Source organism: Rhizobium sophoriradicis (genome assembly GCF_025200795.1).
In the GTDB taxonomy this organism is placed as follows: Bacteria; Pseudomonadota; Alphaproteobacteria; order Rhizobiales; family Rhizobiaceae; genus Rhizobium; species Rhizobium sophoriradicis.
On record NZ_CP104152.1, the window covers coordinates 2,308,981 to 2,335,115 of the forward strand.

Below are 26,135 nucleotides of genomic sequence, written 5' to 3' on the forward strand. Positions count from 1 at the left end.
GGACAGCTTGTCCCCGCCAAGTTAGAAGCCGTAGCGACGCGCCAGCTCGTCGAGCGCAGCTTCGCTTTCGTCGACATCTGGTTGAGCGGCCCAATCGACGCACGCTGCCTCGCGCTCGTGAGGTTTTGCCTGATCGTTCGCCACTTCCGCAACTGCCGCGTCCTTGCGGGTTTTCGGCCGCTTTTTGGGTTTACGGCCTTTTGGTGCAGTCAGAACTTCCGCTCGCTCGGTGAACGGCATCGACACCGGAACCGCTTCGGCGACCGGCATCCCACTGATCGAAGGCTTGATTTTGACGTCGATGATCTGGCTTCCCGGGGCTAGTTGCGGCTTCTCACGCCCCTGCAGCACGCGAATGGTTCGCTTCGCTTCAGCGTGATTGTCGTTCGCGAGTTTCGCCTCAAGCTCCTTTGTGTATTCGCGACGAGCCTTGGCCTTCTCTTCCCGCGTGTGGAAGTTTTTGTTGAGCTTGGCCTGATACTCTCGCTCACCCTTGGAGAACGCAAAAGACACCGGCTTTTCGGCATAGAATGGATCGCTGTTCGGAAGTTCCACGATCTCGTTGGTCAACTCGTCAATGACCGAGATCGAAGAGCAATCCATGTCATCAAAGAAGAGGTGCACACGGAACGATGCGGTCTGACCCGGCTTCCGCTCCCGCCTTTCACGATGGAATCGTGCCATGTGATCAAGCAGCATCGAGGTGATCCCTTGATCATGGAAGGTGTGGCCATTGAGAAGAATGCCTTCCGCGTCGAGCGTCCGGGTCTCATAGCGCCCCAGGACGAGTTTGAACGAGCGAGCGTCATCGACAGAAAGACGACCAAACTCGGCGACGCCTTCGGTCCACTTGCGAGCAGGAGCCATACCAATGCCATCGTGCTCATCGAGGTTATATTCGATGATCTTGTGATCCATAAGGTCTCGGATCGAGTCGAGGGTCAACGCAGCGCTCTTTTGTGGATCGATACCCCTAATCTCCAACTCATCGGGCGGATAAGGAATACCTCCTGGCAGAGCATGCAGTGCACCATTCATCGTGCGAACCAAGCGTTCGATCCAGGGTTTGTACTCTGGCGTCCGAATCGGGGCGTAGTCGACCTCGAATCCTACGATGTCACCAACCAGCTGGAGGCTTACACCAATATGGGCCAATGCGTTGTCGAGGATAACAGTTTTGAACTTCCCCCAGCCATCGGTAGCGCCCTTAGAGAAACCAAAGCGCTCCATCAATGCTGTTTTCGGGCTGACGACGTCACGCAAGCAAGCCATCAGTGTCGCGATACAAGGCGGATCGAATGTCATGATGAATCCGACGTTTATCCGCGAGAACAAGTCCATCGCCCACACTAGCCAAGGTCGCTTCAGGACGATTGCTATCGTGCCATCAACCTGAACCTCTTCGCACGCCCAGACGTCACCCAGCGTCTGATCCAATACGATGATTTCCAGTGGGGCAATCGCGGTGACGCTCTCGCCTCGACCGCGCAGCTCTCGGTTCGCCTGCCGTATGCCGAACTTCGACTTTATCGTTGCATGACACCGCGCTTCATTTATCCAATTGGTGAGCGTCTGCTTGCAGGGCGGCTCGAACATCAAGTCGGCGTTTTCGTCAGACTCCGAAGAACTGCTGGAGGAACCTTCTCCTTTCTTCTCTCTACGAGCGCTCAGTAGCTTATCGCGTTTTGCGTAGAACCTGTCATCGAAATAGGTGTGGGCGTGGGTGAAGAGCACAGCCGGATCACCCCAGTAATGGGCTACCGTCTCTTGCCCCAGTTCGTATACCCATTGGGGCCACTTCGATTGCTTCCTGGCGCTTCCCCTTTTGCGAAGATAGAGAGCAATCGTGCGATTGTTCTCCCCTCCCTTCTTCAACGCTTTCCGGACAGCACTGGCAGACGGTGTCCATTCGAGCCCGGCCGCTTTTGCCTCACTGGCTCTGCCACCAATAAATTCGTCGAGCGCCTGCGTGCTTTTCTTCGTTCTAGGTACAGCATCAAAGGCTCGCACGTAAAAAAGAAGCGTTGCTGCACGCTCAAAATCAGCCCTCCTGATTTTCCAGTCTTTCAACTGCCTGTTGGTAAGATGCTTTCTGGGAGGTTCGTGCAGACTTCGGATGTCGAAGGCGGTGACGGTGCGTATTGTCTCGCCTTGGCGCTTAGTGCGAACCGCGCCGCCTCTTGCTTGAAGCACGGCCAGGTCAAGCGCCTTGATATGAACTTCTCGTCCATCCGACAGACTTCTGAGAGAAATCAGGTTTTCCGCGTTTTCGCTTTCGACCTCAAAAGTACCTCGGACCGTTCCGCTGCAGAACTGGTATTGATCACCTACGGAGATGTCTAGGGTCATCGCGCTGCCCCCTGTTGGATTAGGTGAACTGGCGCACTGCTTTTTGTACCGGCGGCAAGGTCGATGGATATAAATCGCCGGTAATGAAGGGCGAACACCTTCGCTTGCGCTAGTGGACCATTTCCAAATGCCTGCTCTAACGAGGAAAGCGGAACCGTGTCCCTTCCCGCAAAGTGGGCAAGGCACGTCATGAAGTCGCGCTCGTCAACCGTAGTATATTTGTGGAGATCGGCACGCCTCGCGACTGCGGTGAACTGCTTTTTCAGATGCACGGACGGCCTAATCGTGAAGAACGCAAATCCGCGACGGTCATAGAGTTCCTGAGCAAGGCTGAGCTTATGCTGATATGCCGGATCGTCGTCACGCGGGTCTTTGTCAGCCTTAATTTCAAGTAGCAGGTTTTGCAGTCGATGAGGCGGAACATCACGATTGGCTGAAACGCATGCAGCCTGCGCGAACGGCATTCCTCTGCGAAGGTCCTCGACGAACGAAGGATGCACCTGCAAGAGCAGGTCGGGAAAGTAGATCAGAGGCCGCCCCTTGTTGCCGCGCACGGAGATTTCAAGTCGGTGCGGCTGCGCTAGCAGATAGTGGACGCGAGTTGAGAAGTCGGCCAAGCACATTGCGGTGCGTTCAAGCTTCGATTCCCAGGGCATAGCTCTCGCACCACCCTTAAGCGCGTGAAAAGTACCCGTCGGACGGGTCTTGCGCCCATCAATGATCGTTCTGATTGGCCCGCCATTTTCAGCCCAAAAGAGCTTGGCGACCACGTCCAGCATGTTGGGTCGAACATCCTGGGGGACGTAATCGTCCTTCTGGTCGTACGCCGCTGGGTCGAAGTCGAAGTCAGGGCTCCGTTGGGTACAGAACACTGCGAAAGGGTCGAAGACGTTGTCAGACCTGTGTTTCATTTGAAGCTCCTTGTGAGATTCCTGTGAATTGGCGCAAGGAAATAGGCTCCGACAGGGGCTGAACGGCCCCTAGCGGATGACTGAATCCTTTAGTCGTGATAATGGCTACCAAATACAGCGCCGCTCGCGACAACCAACGGGAGCATCACAGCGCACTTTGTACCTATAGCGATTCTCTAGGATACGGAAGACCCTCATGCAGCAATCTTCAAATCAGCCCCAGGGAAGACCGCAACATGCAGCGATGGCCCCGATTGATCGTCAAGTCGCAACCCTGGAGAAGCGGCGCGAGGAGATTCGGGCTGAGATGGCACGATTGGAAGCCGAGACACGGCAGGTTGAGCTTGATCTGAAACATCTCCGCGACGCCAAGAGATCGCTCAGCATGCTTGGCGCGAACCCCGGCGACGGTCCCAGCCACCTCGACGAGCTTCCAGATGTGCCCCAAGAATTTGCAAAAAGGCGAATTGAGCGCCCTGAAACGCAAGCGTGGCAAGTCCGGCAACAGGCTTACCGGATATTAAAGGATCAAGGGCATCCTCTGAGCCGGATCGAAATCTATGACAGGCTTAAAGCGCTGGGCATCGAAATCGACCACCCCACCCCGGCGAAAAGACTGGGAAGAATTTTGACCGACGCAAAGGGGGAGTTCGTGTACCGCGATAACGGTTACTGGATATCCGGTGAGCCAATAACCGTTACGGTTGAACGCCCTAAGCGCTATCGGACTCGGCGGAAGCGCAAGGAAATCTGAGCAGAAAGTCCGCACATAATTCGTAGCCAAAAATGGCCTTGGATACGGAATTCCTTTAAGTGACAAATGTTGACATTTTTGGATACGCAAGGAAATAAATCGACTACGGGCGCTAAAACCCGTTCCCATCGGCAAAATACGTTTCCTTGTTTTTTGGCCTTCATCTCAAGGTAATCCGTGCGCTAAAGGCAAGGAATTCTTTTCGCGGCATGGCTATTACGAGACGATCTCCTTGGCTCATTTGTGGGACAAGCGGTCTAGGACCCTCGCATTCACACCCCTAAAAAAGGCCGCGCCGCTGGGGGCCGAGAAAATTTCCAGCACGGGGACGGTGCGGGATGGGGGAGAACCAATAATTTCCGAGAGCGGTATTCCCCGACCGAATTTGAATCGGATTATTGGCTTGCATGTCGCGTCACAGCCGATGACGAATGTTTACTCCCAGGTGAGCTATGAAAGGCCGAAGGGGCCAAAAGTCCTGTCACGGGTTCCACTGCAAAGCTCAACGCTGAGCTTCGAAATTCAACGGGCTTTGTTGAAGAATTTCGACTACCTGGTTGCCGTCGATACCAACACGCGCATTATCAACACTAGAAACGTGTCAGTGACAGCGGTAGTGACCTTCAAAGAGGCATCACCCCTCCGGGCGCTAGAGCTTACTGGAAGCTGGATGTGCCTTTTGCTGGGAGTTCATCGACCTCAGGACTGACAAGATCAAAAACCTGGGTTGGATCGCAGCGCTGGAACAGCTCTACGCAGCGGGGCACGTTGCCCAAGGGACTAGGATCGGGATGATTGTCGACTCCGATCTCGGCAATATCCCCGCCTTCAATGATCGAACGCTACCGGTCTTTGAGCAATCCTTGCTCCCAGCTGGGGTTCAGCTGATCTACGCAAGCGCGGACTCGGGGAGCGAGAACGTGATCAATCGCGTGCTGCAAACCGCAGACTATGCATCGAAACAAGTTCTTGACGCTATCTCTGTTGGGGCTGTGGAGTTCAGCAAGTGCGACAAGCCTGGCCGATTGTACGCCGGTATGCGGCTTGTGAACGCTTCGGTCGAAACGTACGACGTAACCTTCTGAGTTCAGCTCTAGTACCGACGCGCACCCGCACCAGGCCCTCCCCGGTACTTGATTGATCGAAGCTCCTCAGACCGAAAATATGAAAATCGCTATTCTTTGGGGAAAATCGCAAATTTCTTGAGTTGGTCAGCGACATCCCTTCTCGGGAAGTCACGTAGGGGCTCGGCGATAACCACCTGAACTACCTAAAGCCCTACAACGATAGCGATTCAAAAAATCGCAATGCTTTGGGTTTGAATTGCAATCCTTTGGATCGAAAATCGCATTTAGTTGGGTTCTACACTTTTAGCGACAAAACCGCCCCGGAGCGCGCACCGGGATCATTCAAATTCGTTGATGTTATCCATAAACTCTATTCGTTTGAATGATGGGTTCGCGAAGCCCATATTAACAGCATGGACAAGGACGAACCTCCCATCGCGACCATGTCCCGGCTCAAGAAAGGAACCGAAAAATGACCACGCTCACCTATCGGGGTGGTGGCAAGACCCTCACCTCCAGCGAAGGCCGCTTCGATCTGGGCCATTATGCCCACAAGCTCGTGCTCGCCTGGACCCGCTGGCAGACTGCCCGCGAAATCGAAGCCATGCCGTTCGACGTCCGCAAGGATATCGGCTGGCCGAGCACCGACGACAGCAAACACCGGACCATGTAATGAATGCGACATTCCTCCTGAGATGAGGGCGGCGTCTGCATCTTGCAACGCCGCCTTTTTCGTGTCCGCCATCTCGTTCCCCATTCCACTTCAGCCCCTGAATTTCGGTTGGCTGTGAGCTCTCCTCCGCCCCGCTGGCGCCCTCGCCTGCGACTTGACCGGTCAAATCGCGGTCAATGTCGCATATTTGCTCTTCCCGGCCGCATTTTTCCATGCCAGTGTCGCTTTCAGGACATCGGCGCGACGCATTCCGCGCAACGAATATGTCATCGTCCCTCGAGCATGGATTTCGCTATGAACAGGATGCAGATCAAGAAGCGTTCACTGGTCTTCTTTATGGTACCGCAATTCACCATGCTGCCCTTCTCGGCCGCCGTGGACACCTTGCGCATCGCCAATCGCATGCTCGGCTATCAGGCCTATACCTGGCGGCTTGCCTCCCTCGACGGGGAGAAGGTCTATTCCTCCTGCGGCATCGGCGTCGAGGCGAATTCCTCGCTCGCCGAGGAGCGCCGCCATCTCGGCGGCGAAAACCGGCCGGGCATGGTGCTCGTCTGTTCCGGCATCGATGTCGAAGAGTTCAACAACAAATCGGTCAATGCCTGGCTGCGCGAATGCTACAATCGCGGCGTTGCCGTCGGCAGCCTCTGTACGGGCGCACATGTGCTGGCCCAGGCCGGCCTCTTGAACGGCAAGCGCTGCGCCATCCACTGGGAAAACCTGCCGGGCTTCTCCGAAGCCTTCCCGCAGGCGGAGGTCTATGCCGATCTCTACGAAATTGACGGCAATCTTTATACCTGCGCCGGCGGCACCGCCTCGCTCGACATGATGCTGAACCTCGTCGGCGAGGATTTCGGCGAAAGCCTCGTCAACCGCATCTGCGAACAGCACCTGACCGATCGTGTGCGCAATCCGCACGACCGCCAGCGCCTGCCGCTGCGCGCCCGCCTCGGCGTGCAGAATGCCAAGGTGCTGTCGATCATCGAGCTGATGGAAGGCAATCTCGCCGAGCCGCTGTCGCTGATCGAGATCGCCGACGGCGCCGGCCTCTCGCGGCGCCAGATCGAACGGCTGTTCCGCCAGGAGATGGGCCGTTCGCCCGCCCGCTACTATCTCGAAATCCGCCTCGACCGCGCCCGCCACCTGCTGGTGCAATCCTCGATGCCCGTCGTCGAAGTCGCCGTCGCCTGCGGCTTCGTCTCGGCCTCGCATTTCTCCAAGTGTTATCGCGAACTCTACCATCGCTCGCCGCAGCAGGAACGCGCCGAGCGCAAGTTGACCATGGCGACAGCGCGCCAGGCAGTTGCGGCTTGAGATAAGAGGCCGTCACCACGAGGGTAGGCAGTGGCCGAGGTGGCGCCGAGCAGGGTCGAGCGGCGCTACTGCGCCGCCTCCTCCGTCATCCTAGCGTCGGAATAGACCTGGTTGCGGCCCCGGTGTTTGGCCATGTAGAGGAATTGGTCGGCGGCGTTCAAATAATTCTCGAAAGTCTCGTAGCCGCCGATCTCGGCAATGCCGATCGAAATCGTAACGCCGAGGTCCTCGTCGTCAGCGGTGACCTTCAACCGCGATATATCCGAGCGGATCTCATCGCACAGCTTGGTCGCAGCGGCCGAATCCATCTGCGGGAAGAGGATGGCGAATTCTTCGCCGCCAAGTCGCGAGAGAAGATTGTCGCTGCCTTCGAAGATTGTAAACAGCCGGTTCGCCACCGCCTTCAGCACCTTGTCGCCGATCTCGTGACCGTAGGTATCGTTCAGGCGCTTGAAATGGTCGATATCGAGGATGGCGACTGAACTCGGCACTTTCAGCCGCAGGCATTCGTTCACCAGCTTCGGGCCGTTGTCGTAGAAGTAGCGGCGATTGTAGAGGCCGGTCAGGTAGTCGCATGCGGCCGCCGCCCTCAGCTGCCGCATCTGCGCCAGCGTCTCGGCATTATTGGCAATGCGGCATTGCAGCTCCTCTGCGACAAAAGGTCGGTAGAGGAAGTCGCTGGCCCCCGCCTTCAGGAAACTGGCTGACAGCATGCGGTCGTTGGACGAAGACACTCCGATGACGCGCAGCCTGTCGGAACCGAAGCGATGGCGGATGCGCCGCGTCAGCTCGTAACCGCTCATATCGGGCATATGGTGATCGGTGACGACGAGTTCGATGTCGCTGTAGGCTTCAAGAGCGGCCAGCGCCTCGAGCCCCGAGCTTGCCTCGACGACGAGATATTGCTGCGCCTTCAAGAGATCGACGAGAACCTGGCGTGCCGAGACGACATCGTCGACGACGAGGACCCGCGTCTTGCGGTTGGAGATCGCCCGGCGGACGGTGGCGACCAGATTGTCGAGCGCGAACTCATTGTCCTTCAACACGTAATCGATGACATTGCGCTCCATGATCCTGTTGCGCGTGTTGAGATCGAACGTGGCGGTAAAGACGATCGCCGGGATATCGTGCTCGATCGTGCAGTCGAGCGCCTCGCCATAGGGCGAATCCGGCAGGTTGAGGTCGACGACGGCCATGGTGTAGCCATGACCATCTTCGGCAAGTTCCCGGCGAAGCGCTTTCAGCGACGAGCAGGATTTGACGGCAAGCCCAAGTTCCGTCTGGAACCGGTGACAGAGCACGGCGGAAAACATCCGGGAATCTTCAACCAGAAGTATTTTGAGCCCGCCGGAGCGCAGCCCGATTCCATCCCGCTGAAAATCCGCTTGAAAGGCCACAGCCGCTATTCCCCCCTGCGCCGCACGGGCTCGACTCGGCCCTCCCCCCGGCGGGGCGGACGATAACCGAGAGGCCTGTGCGCGTGAGGGGGACAAATGATGTTGTTACTTATAATTGCAAAAACTCGATGCCGGTCCCCGACCTGCATCTTCGCCTCACTGACAATACTCAAGCTAGGAGAGCCGTCAGGCAACCGCCCGCTCCTTGCGCATCGACTGGATTTGCAAAAGCGTATCGAGATTCTGGTTGACGCGGCAGTAGAACTCCTCGTCAATGAAGGGGCGCAGCATGAAATCATTGCCGCCGGCTTTCAGGAACCGCGCCGAAAGCAGCCGGTTCGATGAGGAGGAAACGCCGATGATGCGCAGCTCGTGCGAGCCGATATTGGCGCGGATGCGCCGTGTCAGCTCGAAGCCGTCAATGTCGGGCATGTTGTAGTCGGTGATCATCAGGCCGATATCCCGGTTGGCCTTCAGGATCTCCAATGCCTTGCCGCCGCTGTCGGCGACGCTGACGCGGAAATTGTAGCGTTTCAGCCGGCTCGACAGCAGGGCGCGCGCCGTCGCGCTGTCGTCGACGATCAGCACATGGTGGCGATGATTGGTCAGGAACCGGCAAATCGACTCCGCCAGCAGATCGACCGCGAATATATTGTCCTTGAGGATATAGTCGACGATATCCTTGGCCATCAGCTTGTCGCGCATGCTTTCATGGAAGGTGCCGGTAAAGACGATGGTGGGAATGGAGAGATCGACCAGATATTCCAGCGCCTCGCCGTTTTCGGCGCCCGGCAGATTGATGTTCGAGATCGCCAGCGTGATCGGATCGGAAGATTTGTCGTAGGAAAACTGCAAATCCTCGAAGTTGCGGCAGATCTCGACATTAATGTCGAACAACTCCTTGAGGCGTTTGCTGATCATCGAGGTGAACACGTTTGAATCTTCCGCGACAATAATGCGCGCGCCGGCAAACATCTCTCCGGAATATTGCATCCCCGAAATACCCAAAAACGCCATGGTAAACCTTTAATGTAAAATCCATCCCCGGCTCAAACTGATACATCAATTGATTTGACTAATCATTAATCAGCGAGAGACGGCGAAGCGTCCAGCTGGACCCGCCCGCGATTTTCTTGCAGATATGATTAAGAAATCAGGCGCCAAGCGCCGCGTTGTCCGCATCGAACGGGCTTTCGCCGACAATTGTCACGTTATAGGTCGTGAACCTTGATCTCAGCTCCGTGCTCTCTTTGGCGCAGTCGGGCCGCGGCATGGCAAGCATTTGCTTACCGACTGATCGAAGGCAGATCTCGTATGCGACGGCCGGAACCAGGTAGACCGGTGCGGCGATAGAGCGTCGCAACGCCGCGAGACAAGAGCTGCCTTGAACCCGTCCGGCTGGCGAAGCTCCGCAGAAGCCATTATAAGTGCGTGATCGACCCACACCTATGGGCGGATGTGCTCATGACCCAACCCGACCCGGAAATCGAATGGCTGCTCGATTCCGACCCGGCAATCCGGTGGCAGGTGATGTGCGATCTCATCGATGCCCCCGAGACGGACTGGATGGCCGAGCGGGCCAAGGTGGAGACGCAAGGCTGGGGCGCGAGGCTGCTTACCTGCCAGGACGAGGACGGCCAATGGGCGGGCGGCGCCTTTCTTCCCGCCGGTTTCGACCCTCGCGAGTGGCGGGAGCGCGGCCAGCCGTGGACGGCGACAAATTTCTCGCTGTCGCAACTGCGGGAATTCGGTCTCGATCCCGCCTGCGAGCGGGCCAGGCGCACCGTCGCATCGATCGGCGCCAATGCCCATTGGGAGGAAGGCGGTCAGCCCTATTGGAACGGCGAAGTCGAGGAATGCATCAATGGCCGCACCGTTGCCGACGGCGCCTATTTCGGTATCGACGTCTCCTCCATTGTCGAGAGGCTGACCGGCGAGCGCCTCGAGGATGGCGGCTGGAATTGCGAACGGTGCAACGGCTCCATTCGGTCGTCCTTTGCCAGCACCATCAACGTGCTGGAAGGGCTGCTGGAGTTCGAGCGAGCGACCGGTGGTACGCCGCAATCCCGGGAGGCGCGTAGAACGGGCGAGGAATTCCTGCTCAAGCGCGACCTTTTCCGCCGTCTCGGCACCGGCGAGCCAGCCGACGAACGCTTCCTGCACTTCCTGCACCCGAACCGCTGGCACTACGACATCCTCCGCGCCCTCGATTATTTCCGGTCAAGCGCCCTCCTGACCGGCTCCGCCCCCGATCCGCTGCCTCGGCGAGGCGATCGCCCATCTTCGCTTCTGCCGTCTTCAGGACGGCAGATGGCCACTCGACTGGACCCTGCCGGGGCGCGTCTGGTTCGAGATCGACGAGGGAGTAGGTCAGCCCTCGCGCTGGATCACGCTCCGGGCGATGCGGGTGCTCCGATGGTGGGATGCCCACGCCTCAGTCAACGCCTGACGCCAAGCCCAGCAAGAGCAAGGCATGCGCCTCGACCGCGCGCAGCAATTCGTCGCAGCCCACCATTGCCCCATCCCCGCAGGTCTCTACGCGCAGCAGCCGCCCTCCGCCGCTGACGGACCGCAGCAAGCTGCAGCCTTTCTGGTCTCCTCGGCGAGCCAGCGGTCGCGCGGCTTGCAGCTTGCCGGCCGCGGCGAAAGATCGACATGCACGGCCCCGCCACGCAAAATCGGCATTGCCGCGCAATAAAGCTGCATCGGCCGCACGCCGTCGCTGACTTCGAAGGTAAGTTTGGCCGAACCGTCGAGCTGCACATGCTCCGTCACCTTGCGAATGATCGCAAGGAATTTGCCGGCCGGCATATGCGTGCGCTCACCCTCGGCGATGTCCCAGAGCTGGATGAAGATCTCAGTCCAGGCCTCGGGATTGGCACCGCAATCAAGCGCCGAGAATTGGCCCGCCTTGACCTCGGTGATATGATAGCCCGGCTTCACCCGCCGGCCATCGTAATGGAAAACCAGCGTCGCGTCCTTGTCGCCGGAGAGCGCATCAAGCAACAGGCCGAGACTGATCTCCTCCGCCTGGATTTTATTGTTGTCGATGGCGTTCATCTGCGCTAATCCTTGTTTCAACGATTCAAGGATTATTGAAATATGGATCAACGTCAAGCCCTCGCCGCGTTCGGAGCGCTTTCGCAGGAAACCCGCCTCCACATCATTCGCATGCTTGTCGTCTCGGGTCCTGACGGAATGGCGGCGGGCTCCATCGCCGAAAAGGCGGAGGTTTCGCCGTCCAACGTCTCCTTCCACTTGAAGGAGCTGGAACGAGCCGGGCTGATCGCCCAGCAGCGTGAATCGCGCTCAATCATCTACACCGCCAATTATGAGGCGCTTGGCGGCCTGATCCGTTTTCTGATGGAGGATTGCTGCGGAGGGAACGCCGAGATCTGCGCGCCCGCCGCCGCCGTCGCCGCATGCTGTACACCTGCAACCAAGGAGGAACTGCAATGACCACAGATCGCGTTTACAATGTGCTCTTTCTCTGCACTGCCAATTCTTCGCGCTCGATCCTGGCCGAGTCGATCCTCGAGACCGAAGGCAAGGGCCGGTTCAAGGCCTACTCCGCCGGCAGCCAGCCGAGAGGCGAAGTCAACCCGTTGGCGCTGAAGGAGCTGCAGGCGTTGGGTTATCCCGCAACCGGCTTTCGCTCGAAGAGCTGGGACGAATTCGCTAAGCCCGATGCACCTCAGATGGATTTCATCTTCACCGTCTGCGACACCGCCCACGGCGAAGCTTGCCCTGTCTGGATCGGCCATCCGATGACCGCTCACTGGGGCGTCGAGGATCCGGCCGCCGTCGAGGGCAGCGAGGTCGAGAAGGGCCGCGCCTTCGCCCAGGCCGCCCGTTTCCTGAAAAACAGGATCATGGCCTTCCTCAGCCTGCCCTTGGCCTCGATCGACAAGCTGGCGCTGGAAGCGCACCTGCGCCAGATCGGCGCGATGGAAGGCACGACGGCAAACCGACAGGAGCCGGCTGATGGCGCCATATGATCTATCGCGGCGACTGGTCGCTGAGGCGCTCGGCACCGCCATGCTGGTCGCAACAGTGGTCGGCTCCGGCATCATGGCGACATCGCTGACTACGGATGTCGGCCTCGCTCTGCTTGGCAATACGCTGGCGACCGGCGCGATCCTGGTGGTGCTGATCACCGTGCTGGGGCCGATTTCCGGCGCCCATTTCAACCCGGCCGTCTCGTTGATCTTCACCATATCGGGCTCGCTGCCGAAACGCGACCTTGGCGGCTACGTGCTGGCGCAGTTTGCCGGCGGCGTGGTCGGCACGATCTGCGCCCATCTGATGTTCAACCTGCCGCTGTTGGAACTGTCGAGCAAGGTCCGCACCGGCGGCGCGCAATGGTTTTCCGAGGGGATTGCGACCTTCGGCCTCGTCGCGGTCATTCTCGCCGGCATCCGCTTCGAGCAGAAAGCCGTTCCATGGCTGGTGGGACTCTACATCACCGCCGCCTACTGGTTCACCGCCTCGACCTCGTTTGCCAATCCGGCCGTGGCCTTCGCCCGCTCCCTAACCGACACTTTCTCGGGCATCCGCCCGGTCGACCTGCCGGGCTTCTGCCTTACCGAAGTATCAGGTGCGGTCGCAGCCTTCTTTCTGTTCACCTGGCTGCTGCAGCCAGCCGCATCATCGTCATCAACCCTATCCTCCGAGGCGAAACTATGAACGTCACCATCTACCACAATCCCGCTTGCGGCACGTCGCGCAACACGCTGGCGATGATCCGCAATGCCGGAATCGAGCCTGATATCATCGAATACGTCAACACCCCGCCATCGCGTGCTGAGCTGGTCAAGATGATCGCCGATGCCGGCCTGACCGTGCGCCAGGCCCTGCGCGAGAAGGACACGCCCTACGCCGAACTCGGCCTCGGCAATCCCGATCTGAGCGACGATCAGCTGCTCGACGCTATGCTCGCCCAGCCGATCCTGATCAACCGGCCCTTCGTCGTCACCCCGCTCGGCACGCGCCTGTCGCGCCCCTCCGAGCTGGTCCTGGAAATCCTGCCGGAGACGCACAAGGGCCCCTTCACCAAGGAAGACGGCGAGAAGGTGCTCGATGCCGAAGGCAAGCGCATTGTCTGACCTTCCAGCGACTTCACCGGCCCATCTTCACCAGCCGGATCTGGAGGCCCTGCGGCCGCCCTTCTCGACGCACAAGCCGCGCATCCTCATCCTCTACGGCTCGCTGAGGGCCGTATCCTACAGCCGCCTCCTGGCGCATGAGGCATCACGGCTGCTCGAGCACTTCGGCTGCGAGGTGCGGATCTTTGATCCCGAAGGTCTTCCCCTTCCCGACGGAGCTCCGGTCGCCCATCCGAAGGTGCAGGAGTTGCGCGAGCTCTCTGCCTGGTCGGAAGGCCAGGTCTGGGTCAGCCCCGAGCGACACGGCGCAATGAGCGGGATAATGAAAGCGCAGATCGACTGGATACCGCTGTCGGTGGGTTCGGTCCGGCCGACGCAAGGCAAGACGCTCGCCGTCATGCAGGTATCGGGCGGATCGCAGTCGTTCAATGCCGTGAACCAGATGCGCATCCTCGGCCGGTGGATGCGGATGATCACCATTCCCAACCAGTCGTCGGTGGCAAAGGCTTTCCAGGAGTTCGACAGCGACGGGCGCATGAAGCCGTCATCCTATTACGACCGCGTCGTTGACGTCTGCGAGGAACTGGTGAAGTTCACATGGCTGACGCGCGACGCCTCGGCCTATCTCACCGACCGCTACAGCGAGCGCAGGGAAGAAGCCGACAAGCTTGAACGACGTGTGGGTCTCAAATCCATATGACCCCCGCCGCTTCCGAACGGCCGCCGGTTGCCGCCATCCTCGCGCTCGGTCTGACGCAGGTCATTGGCTACGGCACCCTCTATTACAGCTTCAGCATCCTGGCGCCCGAAATGGCGCGCGGGCTCGATTGGTCGGCGGAATGGATCTTCGGCGCGCTGTCGGCGGCGCTGCTGATCGGCGGCCTGGCGGCACCCGCCATGGGCAAGTGGATCGATCGCTTCGGCGCCGGCCGGATCATGACCTTTGGCTCGGCGATTGCGGCAATCGCCCTTGCCGGTTGCGCTTTTGCTCCCGGCAAGGTCGCCTTCGTCATCGCCCTGATCGCCGTCGAGACGGCGTCGAATCTCGTGCAATATGGCGCAGCCTTTGCCCTGCTGGTTCAGATAAGGCCGCAGGTGGCCAAGCGCAGCATCACCTATCTCACGCTGATCGGCGGTTTCGCCTCGACCATCTTCTGGCCGATCACCACGGCGCTGCATGCCCACTTCTCCTGGCAGAGCGTCTATCTCATCTTCGCCGCGATCAATCTGCTCGTCTGCCTTCCCATTCATGCCTGGCTGGCGCGCAGTGCGGGCCATAACAGCACGGGCGAGAAGAGCGCTGCGACCAGGCATATCGAACCCAGCCTTCCCGCCGCTGCGCGCACGCCGGCCTTCATCCTGATGGTGACCGGCTTTGCGCTGGAAAGCTTCGTCAACGCGGCACTTCTGGTCCATATGGTGCCCGTGATGTCGGCGCTCGGACTCGGCGCCATGGCCGTGATGGTCGGCACGCTTTTCGGCCCGTCGCAGGTGCTGAGCCGCTTCATCAACATGGTCTTCGGCGGCAGCCTGCCGCAGCTCACGCTCGCCGTCATCTCCGCCGTGCTCCTGCTGGCGGCTCTTGTCATTCTCCTCCTCACCGCCCCGTCCGTTCCGGGCGCGGTGGTCTTCGCCGTGATCTTCGGCCTCGGCTCCGGCCTCAGCAGCATCGTGCAGGGAACGCTGCCCTTGGCGCTCTTCGGAAGCGAAGGTTATGGCCAGCGGCAGGGAAAAGTGATGTCGGCCCGCCTCGCCGTCTCCTCGGCGGCGCCTTTCGCCCTGGCCTTCCTGATGGGCAATGTTGGCGTATCCTGGTCGCTGTCGATCACTGTCGCGCTCGGCGCCGCTGCCGTGGCGGCATTCCTCGCCATCCGGCCGCTGATGCGGATGTCCGCACCGGCGCAAACGGCACTGGCGCGCGGACGGCCGTAGCCCCACGGGGCCGCAGCCTTATTTAACGACGGCGGAGCCCTTGATGATGTCGATCGTCTCGCCGCCATCGAGGCCGATGCGGTCACCGTCGGGCGTCGTCATGAAGCAGCCAGAAGTGCAGAGATTTTCCGAAGCCCCGGCATCGACGACGACCTCGACGCGCTGGCCGCCCTCAGTGATGACGAGCACCACGGCTGCAGGATCGGTGTTGGTGACGGATGCCGCATGGGCCGCCGGCGCGGCAAGCAGCGGGATAAGCAGAACGGCGGCAAATCTTGCCATCATGTGCGGCGGCGCGGGTGCGCCCTCCCCTCGAACGATCGGTGCTGCCCTCGGCAGCGATCCCGATGCGAGGGATCATGCACATAGACCTGTGAATGATGGCTGAATGAGCCGTTCAGCTCTTCAGACTGGCCTCGGCGGTGCGGCCACGCAGCTGTCGCACCCGATGTTCATCGTCGCCGGCAGCCCCGTCCGCGGAACTGGGCCTGACGTCCCTGCCCTCGTTCGCGATGGCCGCGGGCGCCTCGCGGTGGATGGTCAGATCGCTCTGCGGCAACGGGATCTCGATGCCCTCGGCCTTGAAGCGCTGGAGGATCTCGATCCTCAGATTGTTGCGCACCGTCATGCTGTCGCCCATGTCAGCGAGGAAGAAGCGCAGCTCGAAATCCAGCGAATAGGGGCCGAAGCGCAGGAATTCGACATGCGGTTCCGGATTGCGCATGACGAGCGGAACCTTGGCCGTCAGTTCCAGCAAGATGTCCATCACCTTCTGCGGATCGGCGTCGTAGCTGACCGAAACTGGAATTTCCGAGCGGCCGATCTTATTGCGGTGCGTCCAGTTGCCGACCAGGCCGTTGATCAGCTCGGAATTCGGCACGATGATCGACTGCTTGCGGAAGGTTTCGATCTCGGTAGCGCGCACCGAGATGCGCTTGACGATGCCTTCGGCCGTGCCGGAAACCACATGATCGCCGACCTTGAACGGCCGCTCCACCAGCAGGATCAGGCCGGAGACGAAGTTGGAGACGATGTTCTGCAAGCCGAAACCGATGCCGACCGAGAGCGCCGAGGCAACCAGCGCAAAGCTCGACAGATCGATGCCGGCGGCCGAAACGCCGATGATCGCCGCAATGCCGACGCCGAGATAGCCGATGCCCGTCTTGACCGAATTGCGCACGCCGAGATCGACATGGCTTCGCGCCATGACATTGCCGTCGAGCCAGCGCTGCAACCAGCGCGTCAACAGGTAGACGCCGGCAAACAGCAGAATGCCGGTACAGATGCCGAGCAGCGAGATGCTGATGCCGCCAAGCTTGACCTCGGTAAACAGCCGGTAGGCGATCAGCTGCAGGTCCTGCACATGGAATCCCCAGAGCAGCAGGATCAGCGGGATGCCGACGAGCAGCGCCACCGCATAGATCGCAAGGCCGACGAGCAAGCCGACCTGGTCGATCGCCACCGGCCCGAGATTGAAGCGGCTCGTCAGGAAGCGCGCGAAGAAGGTATCGCCGAAGCTCTCCTGCCGCGAGATCGCCTTGCCTGAGAGCAGGCCGACATACATGGTGGCGACCACTGCGCCCGTGATGATGAGCTGCGTCGCGACGAAGCGCGCCAGCCCGACATAGCCTGAGAGCGCCGCGACGATGAGGCCGGCGCCCACGACGCGCAGGATGATCGCCATGCCGCGCGGCCAATGCCGGCCCGGCGCATCCGGATCGCCGCTTCTTGCCAGTATCGGCTTGCCGAAGGAGGCAGCGATCAGGATCACGCCAATGATGAGCGCAGCGATCAGGCTCCTGACCACCGTCAGCACCAGTGGCGAACCCATCGCCTCGCTGACCGTGCCGAACAGATAGTCGAGCCCGTTGACGACAGCCATCGCCAGCAGGCAGTAGCCGATCGAGCGGGCGCCGAGATTGGAAAGCTTCACCAGCCGCCAACGCGGTTCGCGCGGCGCGAAGATGGCGTTGACGAACCGGCCGACGAAATAGACGAGCCCGATCGTGCCGAACAGCGCGCCGATGACGGGTGCGATATCGGGCCTGAGCACATTGAAACTATTGAGGAAGAAGAACGAGGTGACGAGCAGCACCGCAAGCGCCAGGGTGCGGATCAACGTCGACCAGAAGGCAATCGACAGCCGGCCGATATAGGACGGGTTCTCGACCGCCTCATCGCGGCGCAGATATGCGCCAAACAGCCGGTAGCTGCCGGAGAGCAGAATGAGCGCCGAGGCGAGCGACAGGAAGATCGCCGCAAACAACGGGAAGCGCTTGAACTTCCAGACGAAGGCGGCCCAGCTCGACAGGGCCTGCGAGAATTCGCTGACCTCGCGCACGAAAGCGCCGGCGGCATCGTCGAGCACCGAGACGGAGATTTCGGTGCGTCTGAAAAGCGTATCGGCAAAAAGCCGTCGTCGCATCTCGATAATTTGGTTGACAAGCTTCGTCACCGCGATCGACAGGTTTTCGGCGTCGCCTGTCACCGCATTGATCTGCGCACGCTCGGCGGCAAGCGCATTGCGTTCCTGAGTAACGATCTCAGCCTCGGGCGGCTGTCCATCCTTCGGCGCATCGCCGATCTCGCCAAGGCGGTTTTTGATCTGATCGAAACGCGGCCTGAGATTGACCGAGATAGTGATGACGGCGCGGCTGAGTTCGTCGGCCTTGGCCGCAATCCCGACCAGTGCATCGTCATTATCGGCGTTCTGCTTGACGCTGTCCTGAAGCGAACCAAGCTGGACTTTCGCCTTTTCGAGTTCCTTCGCCGCCTGATCGGATGGCGTATCGACAATCGGCGTCTCTGCCGCCGCCTGCGTCTGCGGCTCCTGCGCCAAGGCTGCAGCACTCTCGAAATGCGCCCCGGCAAACGCCAGCGTCATCAGAAGAATTGTGCGAAGCAGGATCGTTCTCAGCCGCAAAAGCGCCTCCGGGAAGGTTGTCGTCAGGATAGAATGTCAGCTTTTCATTGCAAACAAAGGCGACAGAAAGGCGGAAGATGCCTAAAACGCCGCGTAGCGAACTTGAAAGATCTGCATGACAAGCACTCAGAAGCCGGCGCCGGGCCGGGAGAGATAGTCGCGCTCCGCAGCCGTCGCCTCCCGTCCGACGATAGCATTGCGGTGCGGAAATCGGCCATAGGCGGCGATCACGTCGCGATGCCGGATGGCATAATCGAGATATTCCGCGTCGCCAAGCGCCGTGAACAAGGCCACCGAACGTTCCTGCTCGTCGAGGTTTTCGGCATGTTCGAACGGCAGGTAGAAGAAGGTGCGACAGGCGACCTCGACCGCCTTGTCGGCACCGGCCGCAAGCGCGAGCTTGGCTTCCCGCAACGCCAGTCCGTCAGTTGCGAAGGCGAGCGGCGTGCCGCGATAGATGTTGCGGGGGAACTGGTCGAGCACGATGACCGCCGCCAGCCGGCATATCGGATCGGCCCGCCACTCGTCACTGATGCCTGCGGCCAGCGCCAGATGGGTATCGCGGAAAACATCGCGGATCTCCTCGTCGAGTTCCGGCGGCGGCTGGAACCACAGCTCCCGGCCCCATCGAACGAACCAGAAATCATAGACTTCACGCGGCGTGCGGATCGTCGTCATGTCTGTCCTCCCCTTGCGTCAGGTTTGATGATGCGATGTCAGTAAGCTATTGCGGAAAAAGGGTAACGCCGTGCCGTGAGGCCCCCCTCATCCGCCCTACGGGGCACCTCTCCCCAAGCGGAGAAGGGGAATCGAGACGGTGCCACGAGTCTCTTCTCCCCTCGGGGAGAAGGTGCCGGCAGGCGGATGAGGTGGCCTCACGGCACGTCCTGCACCACACGTCCTACTTCCCCTCCTGCAACGAAAACACCAGCGTCGCCCTCGTCCCGTCATGACCGGGATCATAGGCGAAATCCGATTTCAAGCTTGCAGCCATGGCAGTCAAAATACGCGTACCGAGCCCCGTTCCCCTTGCCGGGCTCTCCGGATCGAACCCGGCACCGTCATCCTCGACGATAACCTTCAGCACCTCTTCCATCTGGTCGACGCTGACGCGGATCTCGCCCGTCACGCTGTCCGGATAGGCATATTTGAAGGCATTGGTGACGAGTTCGCTGACGATCAGCCCGAGCGTGATAACCTTGTCGGTTGCCAGATTGACGGGTGCGGCAGTCAGCATGATACGGTGCGGCCGCTTGTCGTCACGCATAGACGCTTCGAGTTCGGTCAGCAGGCTGTTCAGATATTCATCAAGCTGCACCGATCCGACCTGCCGGTTTGTATAAAGCCGACGGTGCACGCTGGCGATGGCATTGATGCGCATCTGCGTTTCGTGCAGCGCGTCGATCGCCACCTGGTCCTTGGTCATCGAGGATTGCATGCGGATTAGCGCGCCGACCAGCCCGAGGCTGTTGGCAATGCGGTGATTGACCTCGGCAAGCAGCATCTCGGCAAGATCGCGCTGCTGGCGGATCACCTCCTGCGCCTGCGCTGTCTCGCGGCGAAAACGCGCCCGCTCCAATGCCTGTTCGAGAGCAGCCGCGAGCAGATCGAAATAATCGGCCGAAATCCCCTTCAGTACGTAGTCGTCGGCACCCGCCTTCAGCGCCGCGACCGCGATGCTGGTATCGTCCGAACCCGTCGCATAGATGACCGGGGGATGATCCGGCATCGCCGTGATGCAGGGTAGAATGTCGAGGCCGGTTTCGTCGGCCAGCACATGATCGAGCACGACGGCATCGATTCCGCCTTCGCCAAGTCTCGCCAGACCGGCAGCGCCGTTCTTAGCCCACTCGACCGAAAAGCCGCGCCGAAGCAGGTTTTTCTGCATCAGCAATGCCAGCCCTTCGTCATCGTCGATATAGAGGATGTGGATCAGGACATCCGCATCGCCGCTAGAATTGCTCATTCCGTCTCCCGGCGTTCTCCCGCAGCGACGATGGATCGCAAGCGTCCGACTCGTCCGCATGGCAATGTCGTATTGCATTGACCGCCCGAGGTAAACAGCCGCTCACCCTCGCTCTTGTCGCAGGCGGCACGAAAGGACGACAACGGAAAACCGGTACCGCAGAGCGACTTGATGGGTTTCGTCGGCAGGTTAGTTTTTCCGGAATTTCCGATGACCCGAAACTTCCGCTCCCGCCTCCGCCGGCAATTGCATGAAGCGCAGCGACGAGACGACCCCGATCGCTCCGACCAAGACGAAGGCCCAGCGGAAGTCGGCGAGAACGGGCGTCTCGGCGCCTCTGAGAGCCGCCGCGATGTTGAGTACGGCGGCCGCCACGGCCACGCCGAGCAGCATCGACACCTGCTGCAGCATGCTCGACAGCGTCGAGGCCGAGCTTCGCTGCGCCGGGCCGATATCGGCGAAAGCCAGCGTGTTCAGCGCGGTGAATTCCATCGACCGCGACAGGCCGGCAAGAAAAAGCAGCGCATGGATCAAAAACTGCGGCGTGTCAGGCGTCAGAAACCCGCAGGCGACGATCGAAAACGCCGCGATCAGCCCATTCAGCACAAGCACCGTGCGGAAACCGAACAAGCGCAGGAGCGGCGTCGTCACCGTCTTCATGCCGAGATTGCCGAGGAAATAGACGAGCAGATAAGTGCCGGCGGCAATTGAACTCAGCCCGAAACCGAGCTGGAACAATAGCGGCAGCAGGAACGGCGTCGCATTGACGGCGACCCTGCAGGCCGTGCCCGCCGACAGCGTCGACATCGAGAAGGTCTGTACGCGGAAGGCCGAAAGGTCGAGAAGCGGATTGTCGACTGCGAGGAAATGCCGCGTCGCCATGACGGAGAGCACGATGCCGGCTGCGAGCATTGACATGACCGGCAGGAGCCCGCCTTCCCATTTGACCGAGAGTTCCAGGGCGGCGAGCAGGAAGGTGAGCCCTGCCGCACTGAACACGAAGCCGACGAGATCGAGCCGGCCGGTGTCGGCTTCGCGCTGCTCCGGCACGAAGCGCAGCACCAGTCCCATGCCGAGAATACCGATCGGGATGTTGATGAGAAAATTCCAGTGCCAGCTGGCATAGGTGGTGATGAAACTGCCGAGCACGGGGCCGATCACCGGCGCGGTCAGCGCCGGCCAGGTGATCAGCGCAATCGCCTGGACGAGTTCGGACTTGCGGGCGTTCTTCAGCACGATGATGCGCCCAACCGGCGTCATCAGCGCGCTGCCCGCCCCCTGGACGGCGCGCCACAGCACGAATTCCATTAGGCTGCCGGAAAGCCCGCAGAACAGCGAGGCGCCGGTGAAGACGCCGATCGACATCAGGAAGACACGGCGCGCGCCGAAGCGATCGCCGAGCCAGCCCGACAGCGGAATGAAGGCGGCCATCGTCAGCATATAGACTGTTATGCCGATGCTCATCGACACCGGCTGCACGCCGAAGCTTGCCGCCATCTGCGGCAACGAGGTGGCAACGATCGTACCGTCGAGAATCTGCATGAAGAAGGAGACGGCAACGACCAGCGCCACGATCTTCGCCTGGCGGCCGCTTGCCGCCTCTTGCCGGTTCTCGCTTGTCTCTGCCGTGGTCATCGATCTCACAATGCGAATTGTCGGCGCGGCGGGAAACTGGAAGGAGCCGATCGGAGGATCTGCCGCGGGAAGCGCGCGAACGACGCCGCGCGTTGGCTGAATACGCCCGTTGCATCAGGCCGGAAAGGCTAAATCTTGCAGTGGGACAGAATATTCCCGATACGGCCGGCGGTCGGCCCAAAGAAAAAGCCCCGCCGAAGCGAGGCCAAGTTTGAACCCTCCCGGGAAAACAGGAGCGGCGTCGACTCCATATCCTGCGGCCCATATCGCCGCGAGGCCAGATTTCGTCCCATTGGTACGCCTGCCGCAGAAATTTCCCGGATTTTCGGAAATAGAGGGCCGGACCCGCTGCCGCCGACCGACGCGGCGCGTGCGCTGCAGCGACGATTGTGCCTTGCAATGTTTATAAAAATGCGTATCACTAAACATATTGCTAAACATGATGATTGAGGAGTTCATGTGAGCATTCTCTAAAACGGGTGAACATGCGACGCCGGCGGGGAGCCGGCATTGGTTCTGGGAGGAACTTATGCAGAAAACATCGAAAGCCCTTCTTGGGCTGTCCGCGGCATTCGTCATGTCGTCGGCATTGCCCAATCTCGCCAAAGCCGATGAACTGACGCTGTGCTGGGCCGCCTGGGACCCCGCCAATGCGCTGGTCGAGCTGTCGAAGGACTTCACCGCCAAGACTGGCACGCAGATGAAGTTCGAATTCGTTCCCTGGACGAGTTATGCCGACCGCTTCCTCAACGAGCTGAATTCCCATGGCAAGCTCTGCGACCTCATTATTGGCGACAGCCAGTGGATCGGCGGCTCGGCCGAGAACGGCCACTACGTCAAGCTCAACGACTTCTTCGGCAAGGAAGGCATCAAGATGGATGACTTCGTGCCGGCGACGGTCGTCGGCTACTCGGAATGGCCGAAGAACACGCCGAACTACTGGGCGCTGCCCGCCATGGGCGATGTCGTCGGCTGGACCTACCGCAAGGACTGGTTCGAGAAGCCGGAACTGCAGAAGGAATTCAAAGCGAAATACGGCCACGATCTCGCAGCCCCGAAGACCTACGACGAACTGAAGCAGATCGCCGAGTTCTTCCAGAAGCGCGAGATCGACGGCAAGACCGTCTACGGCGCCTCGATCTATACCGAGCGCGGTTCCGAAGGCATCACCATGGGCGTAACCAACGTGCTTTACGACTGGGGCTTCCAGTACGACAACCCGAAGAAGCCTTACGATATGGAGGGCTTCGTCAACTCGGCCGACGCGGTCAAGGGTCTCGAATTCTACAAGTCGCTCTATGATTGCTGCACTCCGCCCGGCAGCTCCAACGTCTATATGGTCGAATCCGCCGACGCCTTCAAATCCGGCCAAGTCGCGATGCAGATGAACTTCGCCTTCACCTGGCCCGGCCTCTACAAGGACGAGAAGGTCGGCGGCGACAGGATCGGCTTCTTCCCCAATCCTGCTGAAAAGGCGCATTTCGCCCAGCTCGGCGGCCAGGGCATTTCTGTGGTGTCCTACTCCGACAAGCGCGACGCCGCCCTGCAATACATCAAGTGGTTCGCACAGCCCGAAGTGCAGGCCAAATGGTGGGAGCTCGGCGGGTTCTCCTGCCTGAACTCCGTCGTCAACGCGCCGGATTTTACCAAGAGCCAGCCCTATGCCCAGGCCTTCCTGGACTCGATGGCGATCGTCAAGGACTTCTGGGCCGAGCCGAGCTACGCCTCGCTGCTACAGGCCATGCAGAAGCGCGTCCATAACTACGTGGTCGCCGGCAACGGCACCGCCAAGGAAGCGCTCGACGGCCTGGTGAAGGACTGGAGCGACGTCTTCAAGGACGACGGCAAGATCTAGTGCCGGACGACGCGACAGTCGGCATCCTTCTGCGCGCCATCCTGACTAGGATGGCGCCCGGATCGGCAGACGAGCCGGGCCGCCAGATCTTCCGTATCCCTATAGACCGGGTGAAAAATTGACCATTTCCCATTCCTCCATTGTCGAGAAGGCGGCCGATGCGACAGCAAGGGCAACGCCGGTCTCGGTCGCCAGGCGCGTTCGCGGCCTCTCCGACAGGGCGATCGCCTGGCTGTTCATTGCGCCGGCCATCACCTTGCTGTTGGCGATCAATATCTTCCCGCTGCTTTGGGCGGTCTATCTCTCCTTCACCAATTACCGCGCCAACCGGCCCAATGCGCCGGTCCAGGGCGTCGGCCTTGGAAACTACGAACGCGTTCTCAACGATCCCGATATCTGGCAGGCGATGCAGACCACTGCGCATTTCGTCTTCTGGACGATCGTGCTGCAGACGGTGATCGGCTTTACACTCGCATATCTCATCGACCGCAAGTTCCGCGGCCATGCCTTCTGGACGACGATCATCCTGATCCCGATGATGCTGTCGCCCGCCGTGGTCGGCAATTTCTGGCGCTTTCTCTACGAGCCGCAGATCGGGCTCTTCGCCTATGCCGTCTCGCTGGTATCAGGCGTTCCGACCTCAGATATCCAGATGCTCGGCAACGTCACACTGGCGCCCTGGGCAATCATCATCGTCGATACCTGGATGTGGACGCCCTATGTGATGCTGATCTGCCTCGCCGGCCTGCGCTCGATCCCCGACTATATCTACGAGGCGGCAGAGGTCGACCGTGCCGCGCCATGGCGCCAATTCTGGTCGATCACGGTGCCGATGGCCCTGCCCTTCATCATGCTCGCCGTGCTCTTCCGCGGCATCGAGAATTTCAAGATGTTCGACATGGTGACGCTGCTCACCGGCGGCGGGCCGGGTTCGGTCACCGAGGTAGCCTCGATCACGCTGAAGCGCGCCGCCTTTGAAAGCTGGGCGACCGGCCGGGCTTCGGCCTTCGCCATCGTCCTCTTCGTCGCGGTGTTCGGCCTCGCCAACATCTATGTCAAGGCATTGAACAAGGTGAAGCAACGATGAGCGCCGCCAACTCCGCCCATTCGGTCGTCGTACCGAGCCTGTCCAGCAAACGCATCGCCGGGACGATCGTCGTGCTCTACGCGCTGATCACCCTCATCCCGCTCGTCTGGATCTTCCTGACCAGCATCAAGTCGCCGCCGGATTCGATCAGCTATCCTCCGAAGATCGTCTTCACGCCGTCTCTCGAAGGCTATTGCAACCTGTTCACGACGCGCACCCGGCAGACCCCTGACTATATCGCTTCGCTGCCGGCTCCGGTCGGCGCCTGTGATGAGGTGACGCGCAAGCGCAACATGGTTATCGCCGGTCTGTCGAATTTCTTGCCGCGCTTCGTCAATTCGCTGGTGATCGCCTTCGGCTCCACCTTCCTCGCAGTCTTCCTCGGCACGCTCGCCGCCTATGGCTTCTCCCGCTTCAAGATCCCGCTCGCCGACGACCTGCTGTTCTTCATCCTGTCGACGCGAATGATGCCGCCGATCGCCGTCGCCATCCCGATCTACCTGATGTACCGCGAGCTCGGCCTGTCGGACACGGCCCTGGGCATGATCCTGCTCTACACTGCCGTCAACGTCTCGCTCGCCGTCTGGCTGCTCAAAGGCTTCATCGACGAGATCCCGCGCGAATACGAGGAAGCGGCCATGATCGACGGCTATACCAGGCTGCAGGCCTTCCGCAAGGTCGTGCTGCCGCAGGCAACCACCGGCATCGCAGCGACCGCGATCTTCTGCCTCATCTTTGCCTGGAACGAATATGCCTTCGCCGCCCTGCTGACCTCGGGCGAGGCCCAGACCGCACCGCCCTTCATCCCGACGATCATCGGCGAAGGCGGGCAGGACTGGCCGGCCGTTGCCGCCGGCACGACGATCTTCCTGATCCCGATCCTCGTCTTCACCATTTTATTGCGCAGGCAGCTGCTGCGCGGCATCACCTTCGGAGCCGTCCGCAAATGAGCCACCTGATCGAAACACGCACCCGCACCCCTGCCCGCCCGAAACGGTCATTCTTTCTGCGCCGCCGCCCGATGGAAAACATCGCAACCGTGCTGATCGGGCTCGGTTTCCTGATGCTGTTCCAGCCCTTCCTGCTGGTGCTCTACACCTATTCGCTGGTGACCCTGCTCTTGGGTACCGTGATGTTCATCATCGTTTCGAAGTTCCCGGAGTGAAC

At 60.3% G+C, this 26,135-nt stretch carries 25 protein-coding genes and 1 pseudogene; 15 read left to right on the top strand and 11 right to left on the bottom strand.

Annotated elements, in window-relative coordinates; all coding sequences use genetic code 11:
• Nucleotides 1–21: 21 nt before the first annotated feature.
• Nucleotides 22–2,349 (bottom strand): TnsB C-terminal domain-containing protein, encoded by a 2,328-nt coding sequence (locus N2597_RS11545; RefSeq protein WP_183599755.1) that lies wholly within the window; start codon nt 2,347–2,349, stop codon nt 22–24.
• The gene (locus N2597_RS11550) at nt 2,346–3,260 is read right to left on the bottom strand and encodes a hypothetical protein (protein ID WP_183599757.1); all 915 of its coding nucleotides are present in this window, start codon (nt 3,258–3,260) and stop codon (nt 2,346–2,348) included. The genes N2597_RS11545 and N2597_RS11550 overlap by 4 nt, the downstream gene beginning before the upstream one ends.
• A gap of 196 nt (nt 3,261–3,456) precedes the next feature.
• Between N2597_RS11550 and N2597_RS11555 the strand changes: the two genes are divergently transcribed.
• From N2597_RS11555 to N2597_RS11570, 4 genes are all read left to right on the top strand, one after another.
• A complete protein-coding gene (locus N2597_RS11555) occupies nt 3,457–4,014 on the top strand; it encodes a hypothetical protein (RefSeq protein ID WP_183599759.1) in 558 nt (185 codons plus the stop codon).
• 791 nt (nt 4,015–4,805) lie between these two features.
• Entirely contained in the window at nt 4,806–5,099 is a 294-nt protein-coding gene (locus N2597_RS11560) for a hypothetical protein (protein WP_183599761.1), read from the top strand.
• Nucleotides 5,100–5,553: 454 nt separating this feature from the next.
• Entirely contained in the window at nt 5,554–5,754 is a 201-nt protein-coding gene (locus N2597_RS11565; RefSeq protein ID WP_010034163.1) for a hypothetical protein, read from the top strand.
• Nucleotides 5,755–6,048: 294 nt separating this feature from the next.
• Nucleotides 6,049–7,068 (top strand): GlxA family transcriptional regulator, encoded by a 1,020-nt coding sequence (locus tag N2597_RS11570; protein ID WP_010059399.1) that lies wholly within the window; start codon nt 6,049–6,051, stop codon nt 7,066–7,068.
• A 65-nt stretch (nt 7,069–7,133) separates the two neighbouring features.
• On the opposite strand, the gene N2597_RS11575 is transcribed toward N2597_RS11570, so the two are convergent.
• Entirely contained in the window at nt 7,134–8,465 is a 1,332-nt protein-coding gene (locus N2597_RS11575; RefSeq protein ID WP_039620426.1) for a diguanylate cyclase, read from the bottom strand.
• 186 nt (nt 8,466–8,651) lie between these two features.
• Nucleotides 8,652–9,482 (bottom strand): response regulator, encoded by an 831-nt coding sequence (locus tag N2597_RS11580; protein WP_039620428.1) that lies wholly within the window; start codon nt 9,480–9,482, stop codon nt 8,652–8,654.
• A gap of 447 nt (nt 9,483–9,929) precedes the next feature.
• On the opposite strand from N2597_RS11580, the pseudogene N2597_RS11585 reads away from it, so the two are divergent.
• Nucleotides 9,930–10,914, top strand: a pseudogene (locus tag N2597_RS11585) (squalene cyclase).
• An 86-nt stretch (nt 10,915–11,000) separates the two neighbouring features.
• On the opposite strand, the gene N2597_RS11590 reads toward N2597_RS11585, so the two are convergent.
• Complete coding sequence (locus tag N2597_RS11590) at nt 11,001–11,525, bottom strand: DUF6428 family protein (RefSeq protein WP_106796694.1); 525 nt, start codon at nt 11,523–11,525, stop codon at nt 11,001–11,003.
• A gap of 42 nt (nt 11,526–11,567) precedes the next feature.
• Here N2597_RS11590 and N2597_RS11595 point away from each other — a divergent pair, with 42 nt between their 5' ends.
• From N2597_RS11595 to arsK, 6 genes are read left to right on the top strand one after another with little or no spacing between them, the layout of a single operon-like run.
• Complete coding sequence (locus N2597_RS11595; protein ID WP_009996912.1) at nt 11,568–11,924, top strand: ArsR/SmtB family transcription factor; 357 nt, start codon at nt 11,568–11,570, stop codon at nt 11,922–11,924.
• A complete protein-coding gene (locus N2597_RS11600; protein ID WP_096761901.1) occupies nt 11,921–12,463 on the top strand; it encodes an arsenate reductase ArsC in 543 nt (180 codons plus the stop codon). Before N2597_RS11595 ends, N2597_RS11600 begins: the two co-directional genes overlap by 4 nt.
• Nucleotides 12,450–13,151, top strand: a complete 702-nt coding sequence (locus N2597_RS11605) for an aquaporin (protein WP_183599765.1) — start codon at nt 12,450–12,452, stop codon at nt 13,149–13,151. Before N2597_RS11600 ends, N2597_RS11605 begins: the two co-directional genes overlap by 14 nt.
• The gene (gene arsC, locus N2597_RS11610) at nt 13,148–13,570 is read left to right on the top strand and encodes an arsenate reductase (glutaredoxin) (RefSeq protein ID WP_183599767.1); all 423 of its coding nucleotides are present in this window, start codon (nt 13,148–13,150) and stop codon (nt 13,568–13,570) included. The genes N2597_RS11605 and arsC overlap by 4 nt, the downstream gene beginning before the upstream one ends.
• Complete coding sequence (arsH, locus tag N2597_RS11615; RefSeq protein WP_039620443.1) at nt 13,545–14,270, top strand: arsenical resistance protein ArsH; 726 nt, start codon at nt 13,545–13,547, stop codon at nt 14,268–14,270. The genes arsC and arsH overlap by 26 nt, the downstream gene beginning before the upstream one ends.
• A complete protein-coding gene (arsK, locus tag N2597_RS11620) occupies nt 14,267–15,502 on the top strand; it encodes an arsenite efflux MFS transporter ArsK (protein WP_183599769.1) in 1,236 nt (411 codons plus the stop codon). Before arsH ends, arsK begins: the two co-directional genes overlap by 4 nt.
• A gap of 18 nt (nt 15,503–15,520) precedes the next feature.
• On the opposite strand, the gene N2597_RS11625 is transcribed toward arsK, so the two are convergent.
• The 6 genes from N2597_RS11625 to N2597_RS11650 all read right to left on the bottom strand — a co-directional run bounded on the left by N2597_RS11625 (nt 15,521) and on the right by N2597_RS11650 (nt 22,485).
• On the bottom strand, nt 15,521–15,787 hold the full coding sequence (locus N2597_RS11625; protein WP_038689555.1) for a hypothetical protein: 267 nt from the start codon (nt 15,785–15,787) through the stop codon (nt 15,521–15,523).
• 112 nt (nt 15,788–15,899) lie between these two features.
• Complete coding sequence (locus tag N2597_RS11630; RefSeq protein ID WP_183599771.1) at nt 15,900–18,425, bottom strand: mechanosensitive ion channel family protein; 2,526 nt, start codon at nt 18,423–18,425, stop codon at nt 15,900–15,902.
• Between the two features lie 126 nt (nt 18,426–18,551).
• Nucleotides 18,552–19,103 carry a DUF924 family protein gene (locus tag N2597_RS11635; protein WP_183599773.1) on the bottom strand — a complete coding sequence of 184 codons (552 nt, stop codon included), beginning with the start codon at nt 19,101–19,103 and terminating at the stop codon, nt 18,552–18,554.
• A gap of 223 nt (nt 19,104–19,326) precedes the next feature.
• Entirely contained in the window at nt 19,327–20,391 is a 1,065-nt protein-coding gene (locus N2597_RS11640; protein ID WP_038689563.1) for a sensor histidine kinase, read from the bottom strand.
• Nucleotides 20,392–20,580: 189 nt separating this feature from the next.
• A complete protein-coding gene (locus N2597_RS11645) occupies nt 20,581–22,026 on the bottom strand; it encodes an MFS transporter (protein ID WP_096761906.1) in 1,446 nt (481 codons plus the stop codon).
• Nucleotides 22,027–22,140: 114 nt separating this feature from the next.
• Nucleotides 22,141–22,485 (bottom strand): hypothetical protein, encoded by a 345-nt coding sequence (locus tag N2597_RS11650; protein WP_164519011.1) that lies wholly within the window; start codon nt 22,483–22,485, stop codon nt 22,141–22,143.
• Between the two features lie 70 nt (nt 22,486–22,555).
• On the opposite strand from N2597_RS11650, the gene N2597_RS11655 reads away from it, so the two are divergent.
• The 4 genes from N2597_RS11655 (at nt 22,556) to N2597_RS11670 (ending at nt 26,133) form a co-directional block, all read left to right on the top strand.
• Complete coding sequence (locus N2597_RS11655) at nt 22,556–23,881, top strand: ABC transporter substrate-binding protein (RefSeq protein ID WP_077989350.1); 1,326 nt, start codon at nt 22,556–22,558, stop codon at nt 23,879–23,881.
• A gap of 118 nt (nt 23,882–23,999) precedes the next feature.
• Nucleotides 24,000–24,968 (top strand): carbohydrate ABC transporter permease, encoded by a 969-nt coding sequence (locus N2597_RS11660; protein ID WP_096761907.1) that lies wholly within the window; start codon nt 24,000–24,002, stop codon nt 24,966–24,968.
• Complete coding sequence (locus N2597_RS11665) at nt 24,965–25,918, top strand: carbohydrate ABC transporter permease (RefSeq protein ID WP_183599775.1); 954 nt, start codon at nt 24,965–24,967, stop codon at nt 25,916–25,918. The genes N2597_RS11660 and N2597_RS11665 overlap by 4 nt, the downstream gene beginning before the upstream one ends.
• Nucleotides 25,915–26,133 carry a hypothetical protein gene (locus N2597_RS11670; RefSeq protein ID WP_064682447.1) on the top strand — a complete coding sequence of 73 codons (219 nt, stop codon included), beginning with the start codon at nt 25,915–25,917 and terminating at the stop codon, nt 26,131–26,133. The genes N2597_RS11665 and N2597_RS11670 overlap by 4 nt, the downstream gene beginning before the upstream one ends.
• Nucleotides 26,134–26,135 lie beyond the last annotated feature (2 nt).

What these genes read in the sequence shown, in the direction of transcription:
- N2597_RS11545 (WP_183599755.1), bottom strand. Translation starts at nt 2,349, where the DNA reads ATGACCCTAGACATCTCCGTAGGTGATCAATACCAGTTCTGCAGCGGA.
- N2597_RS11550 (WP_183599757.1), bottom strand. Translation starts at nt 3,260, where the DNA reads ATGAAACACAGGTCTGACAACGTCTTCGACCCTTTCGCAGTGTTCTGT.
- N2597_RS11555 (WP_183599759.1), top strand. Translation starts at nt 3,457, where the DNA reads ATGCAGCAATCTTCAAATCAGCCCCAGGGAAGACCGCAACATGCAGCG.
- N2597_RS11560 (WP_183599761.1), top strand. Translation starts at nt 4,806, where the DNA reads ATGATTGTCGACTCCGATCTCGGCAATATCCCCGCCTTCAATGATCGA.
- N2597_RS11565 (WP_010034163.1), top strand. Translation starts at nt 5,554, where the DNA reads ATGACCACGCTCACCTATCGGGGTGGTGGCAAGACCCTCACCTCCAGC.
- N2597_RS11570 (WP_010059399.1), top strand. Translation starts at nt 6,049, where the DNA reads ATGAACAGGATGCAGATCAAGAAGCGTTCACTGGTCTTCTTTATGGTA.
- N2597_RS11580 (WP_039620428.1), bottom strand. Translation starts at nt 9,482, where the DNA reads ATGGCGTTTTTGGGTATTTCGGGGATGCAATATTCCGGAGAGATGTTT.
- N2597_RS11590 (WP_106796694.1), bottom strand. Translation starts at nt 11,525, where the DNA reads ATGAACGCCATCGACAACAATAAAATCCAGGCGGAGGAGATCAGTCTC.
- N2597_RS11595 (WP_009996912.1), top strand. Translation starts at nt 11,568, where the DNA reads ATGGATCAACGTCAAGCCCTCGCCGCGTTCGGAGCGCTTTCGCAGGAA.
- N2597_RS11600 (WP_096761901.1), top strand. Translation starts at nt 11,921, where the DNA reads ATGACCACAGATCGCGTTTACAATGTGCTCTTTCTCTGCACTGCCAAT.
- N2597_RS11605 (WP_183599765.1), top strand. Translation starts at nt 12,450, where the DNA reads ATGGCGCCATATGATCTATCGCGGCGACTGGTCGCTGAGGCGCTCGGC.
- arsC (WP_183599767.1), top strand. Translation starts at nt 13,148, where the DNA reads ATGAACGTCACCATCTACCACAATCCCGCTTGCGGCACGTCGCGCAAC.
- arsH (WP_039620443.1), top strand. Translation starts at nt 13,545, where the DNA reads ATGCCGAAGGCAAGCGCATTGTCTGACCTTCCAGCGACTTCACCGGCC.
- arsK (WP_183599769.1), top strand. Translation starts at nt 14,267, where the DNA reads ATGACCCCCGCCGCTTCCGAACGGCCGCCGGTTGCCGCCATCCTCGCG.
- N2597_RS11625 (WP_038689555.1), bottom strand. Translation starts at nt 15,787, where the DNA reads ATGATGGCAAGATTTGCCGCCGTTCTGCTTATCCCGCTGCTTGCCGCG.
- N2597_RS11635 (WP_183599773.1), bottom strand. Translation starts at nt 19,103, where the DNA reads ATGACGACGATCCGCACGCCGCGTGAAGTCTATGATTTCTGGTTCGTT.
- N2597_RS11640 (WP_038689563.1), bottom strand. Translation starts at nt 20,391, where the DNA reads ATGAGCAATTCTAGCGGCGATGCGGATGTCCTGATCCACATCCTCTAT.
- N2597_RS11645 (WP_096761906.1), bottom strand. Translation starts at nt 22,026, where the DNA reads ATGACCACGGCAGAGACAAGCGAGAACCGGCAAGAGGCGGCAAGCGGC.
- N2597_RS11650 (WP_164519011.1), bottom strand. Translation starts at nt 22,485, where the DNA reads ATGAACTCCTCAATCATCATGTTTAGCAATATGTTTAGTGATACGCAT.
- N2597_RS11655 (WP_077989350.1), top strand. Translation starts at nt 22,556, where the DNA reads ATGCAGAAAACATCGAAAGCCCTTCTTGGGCTGTCCGCGGCATTCGTC.
- N2597_RS11665 (WP_183599775.1), top strand. Translation starts at nt 24,965, where the DNA reads ATGAGCGCCGCCAACTCCGCCCATTCGGTCGTCGTACCGAGCCTGTCC.
- N2597_RS11670 (WP_064682447.1), top strand. Translation starts at nt 25,915, where the DNA reads ATGAGCCACCTGATCGAAACACGCACCCGCACCCCTGCCCGCCCGAAA.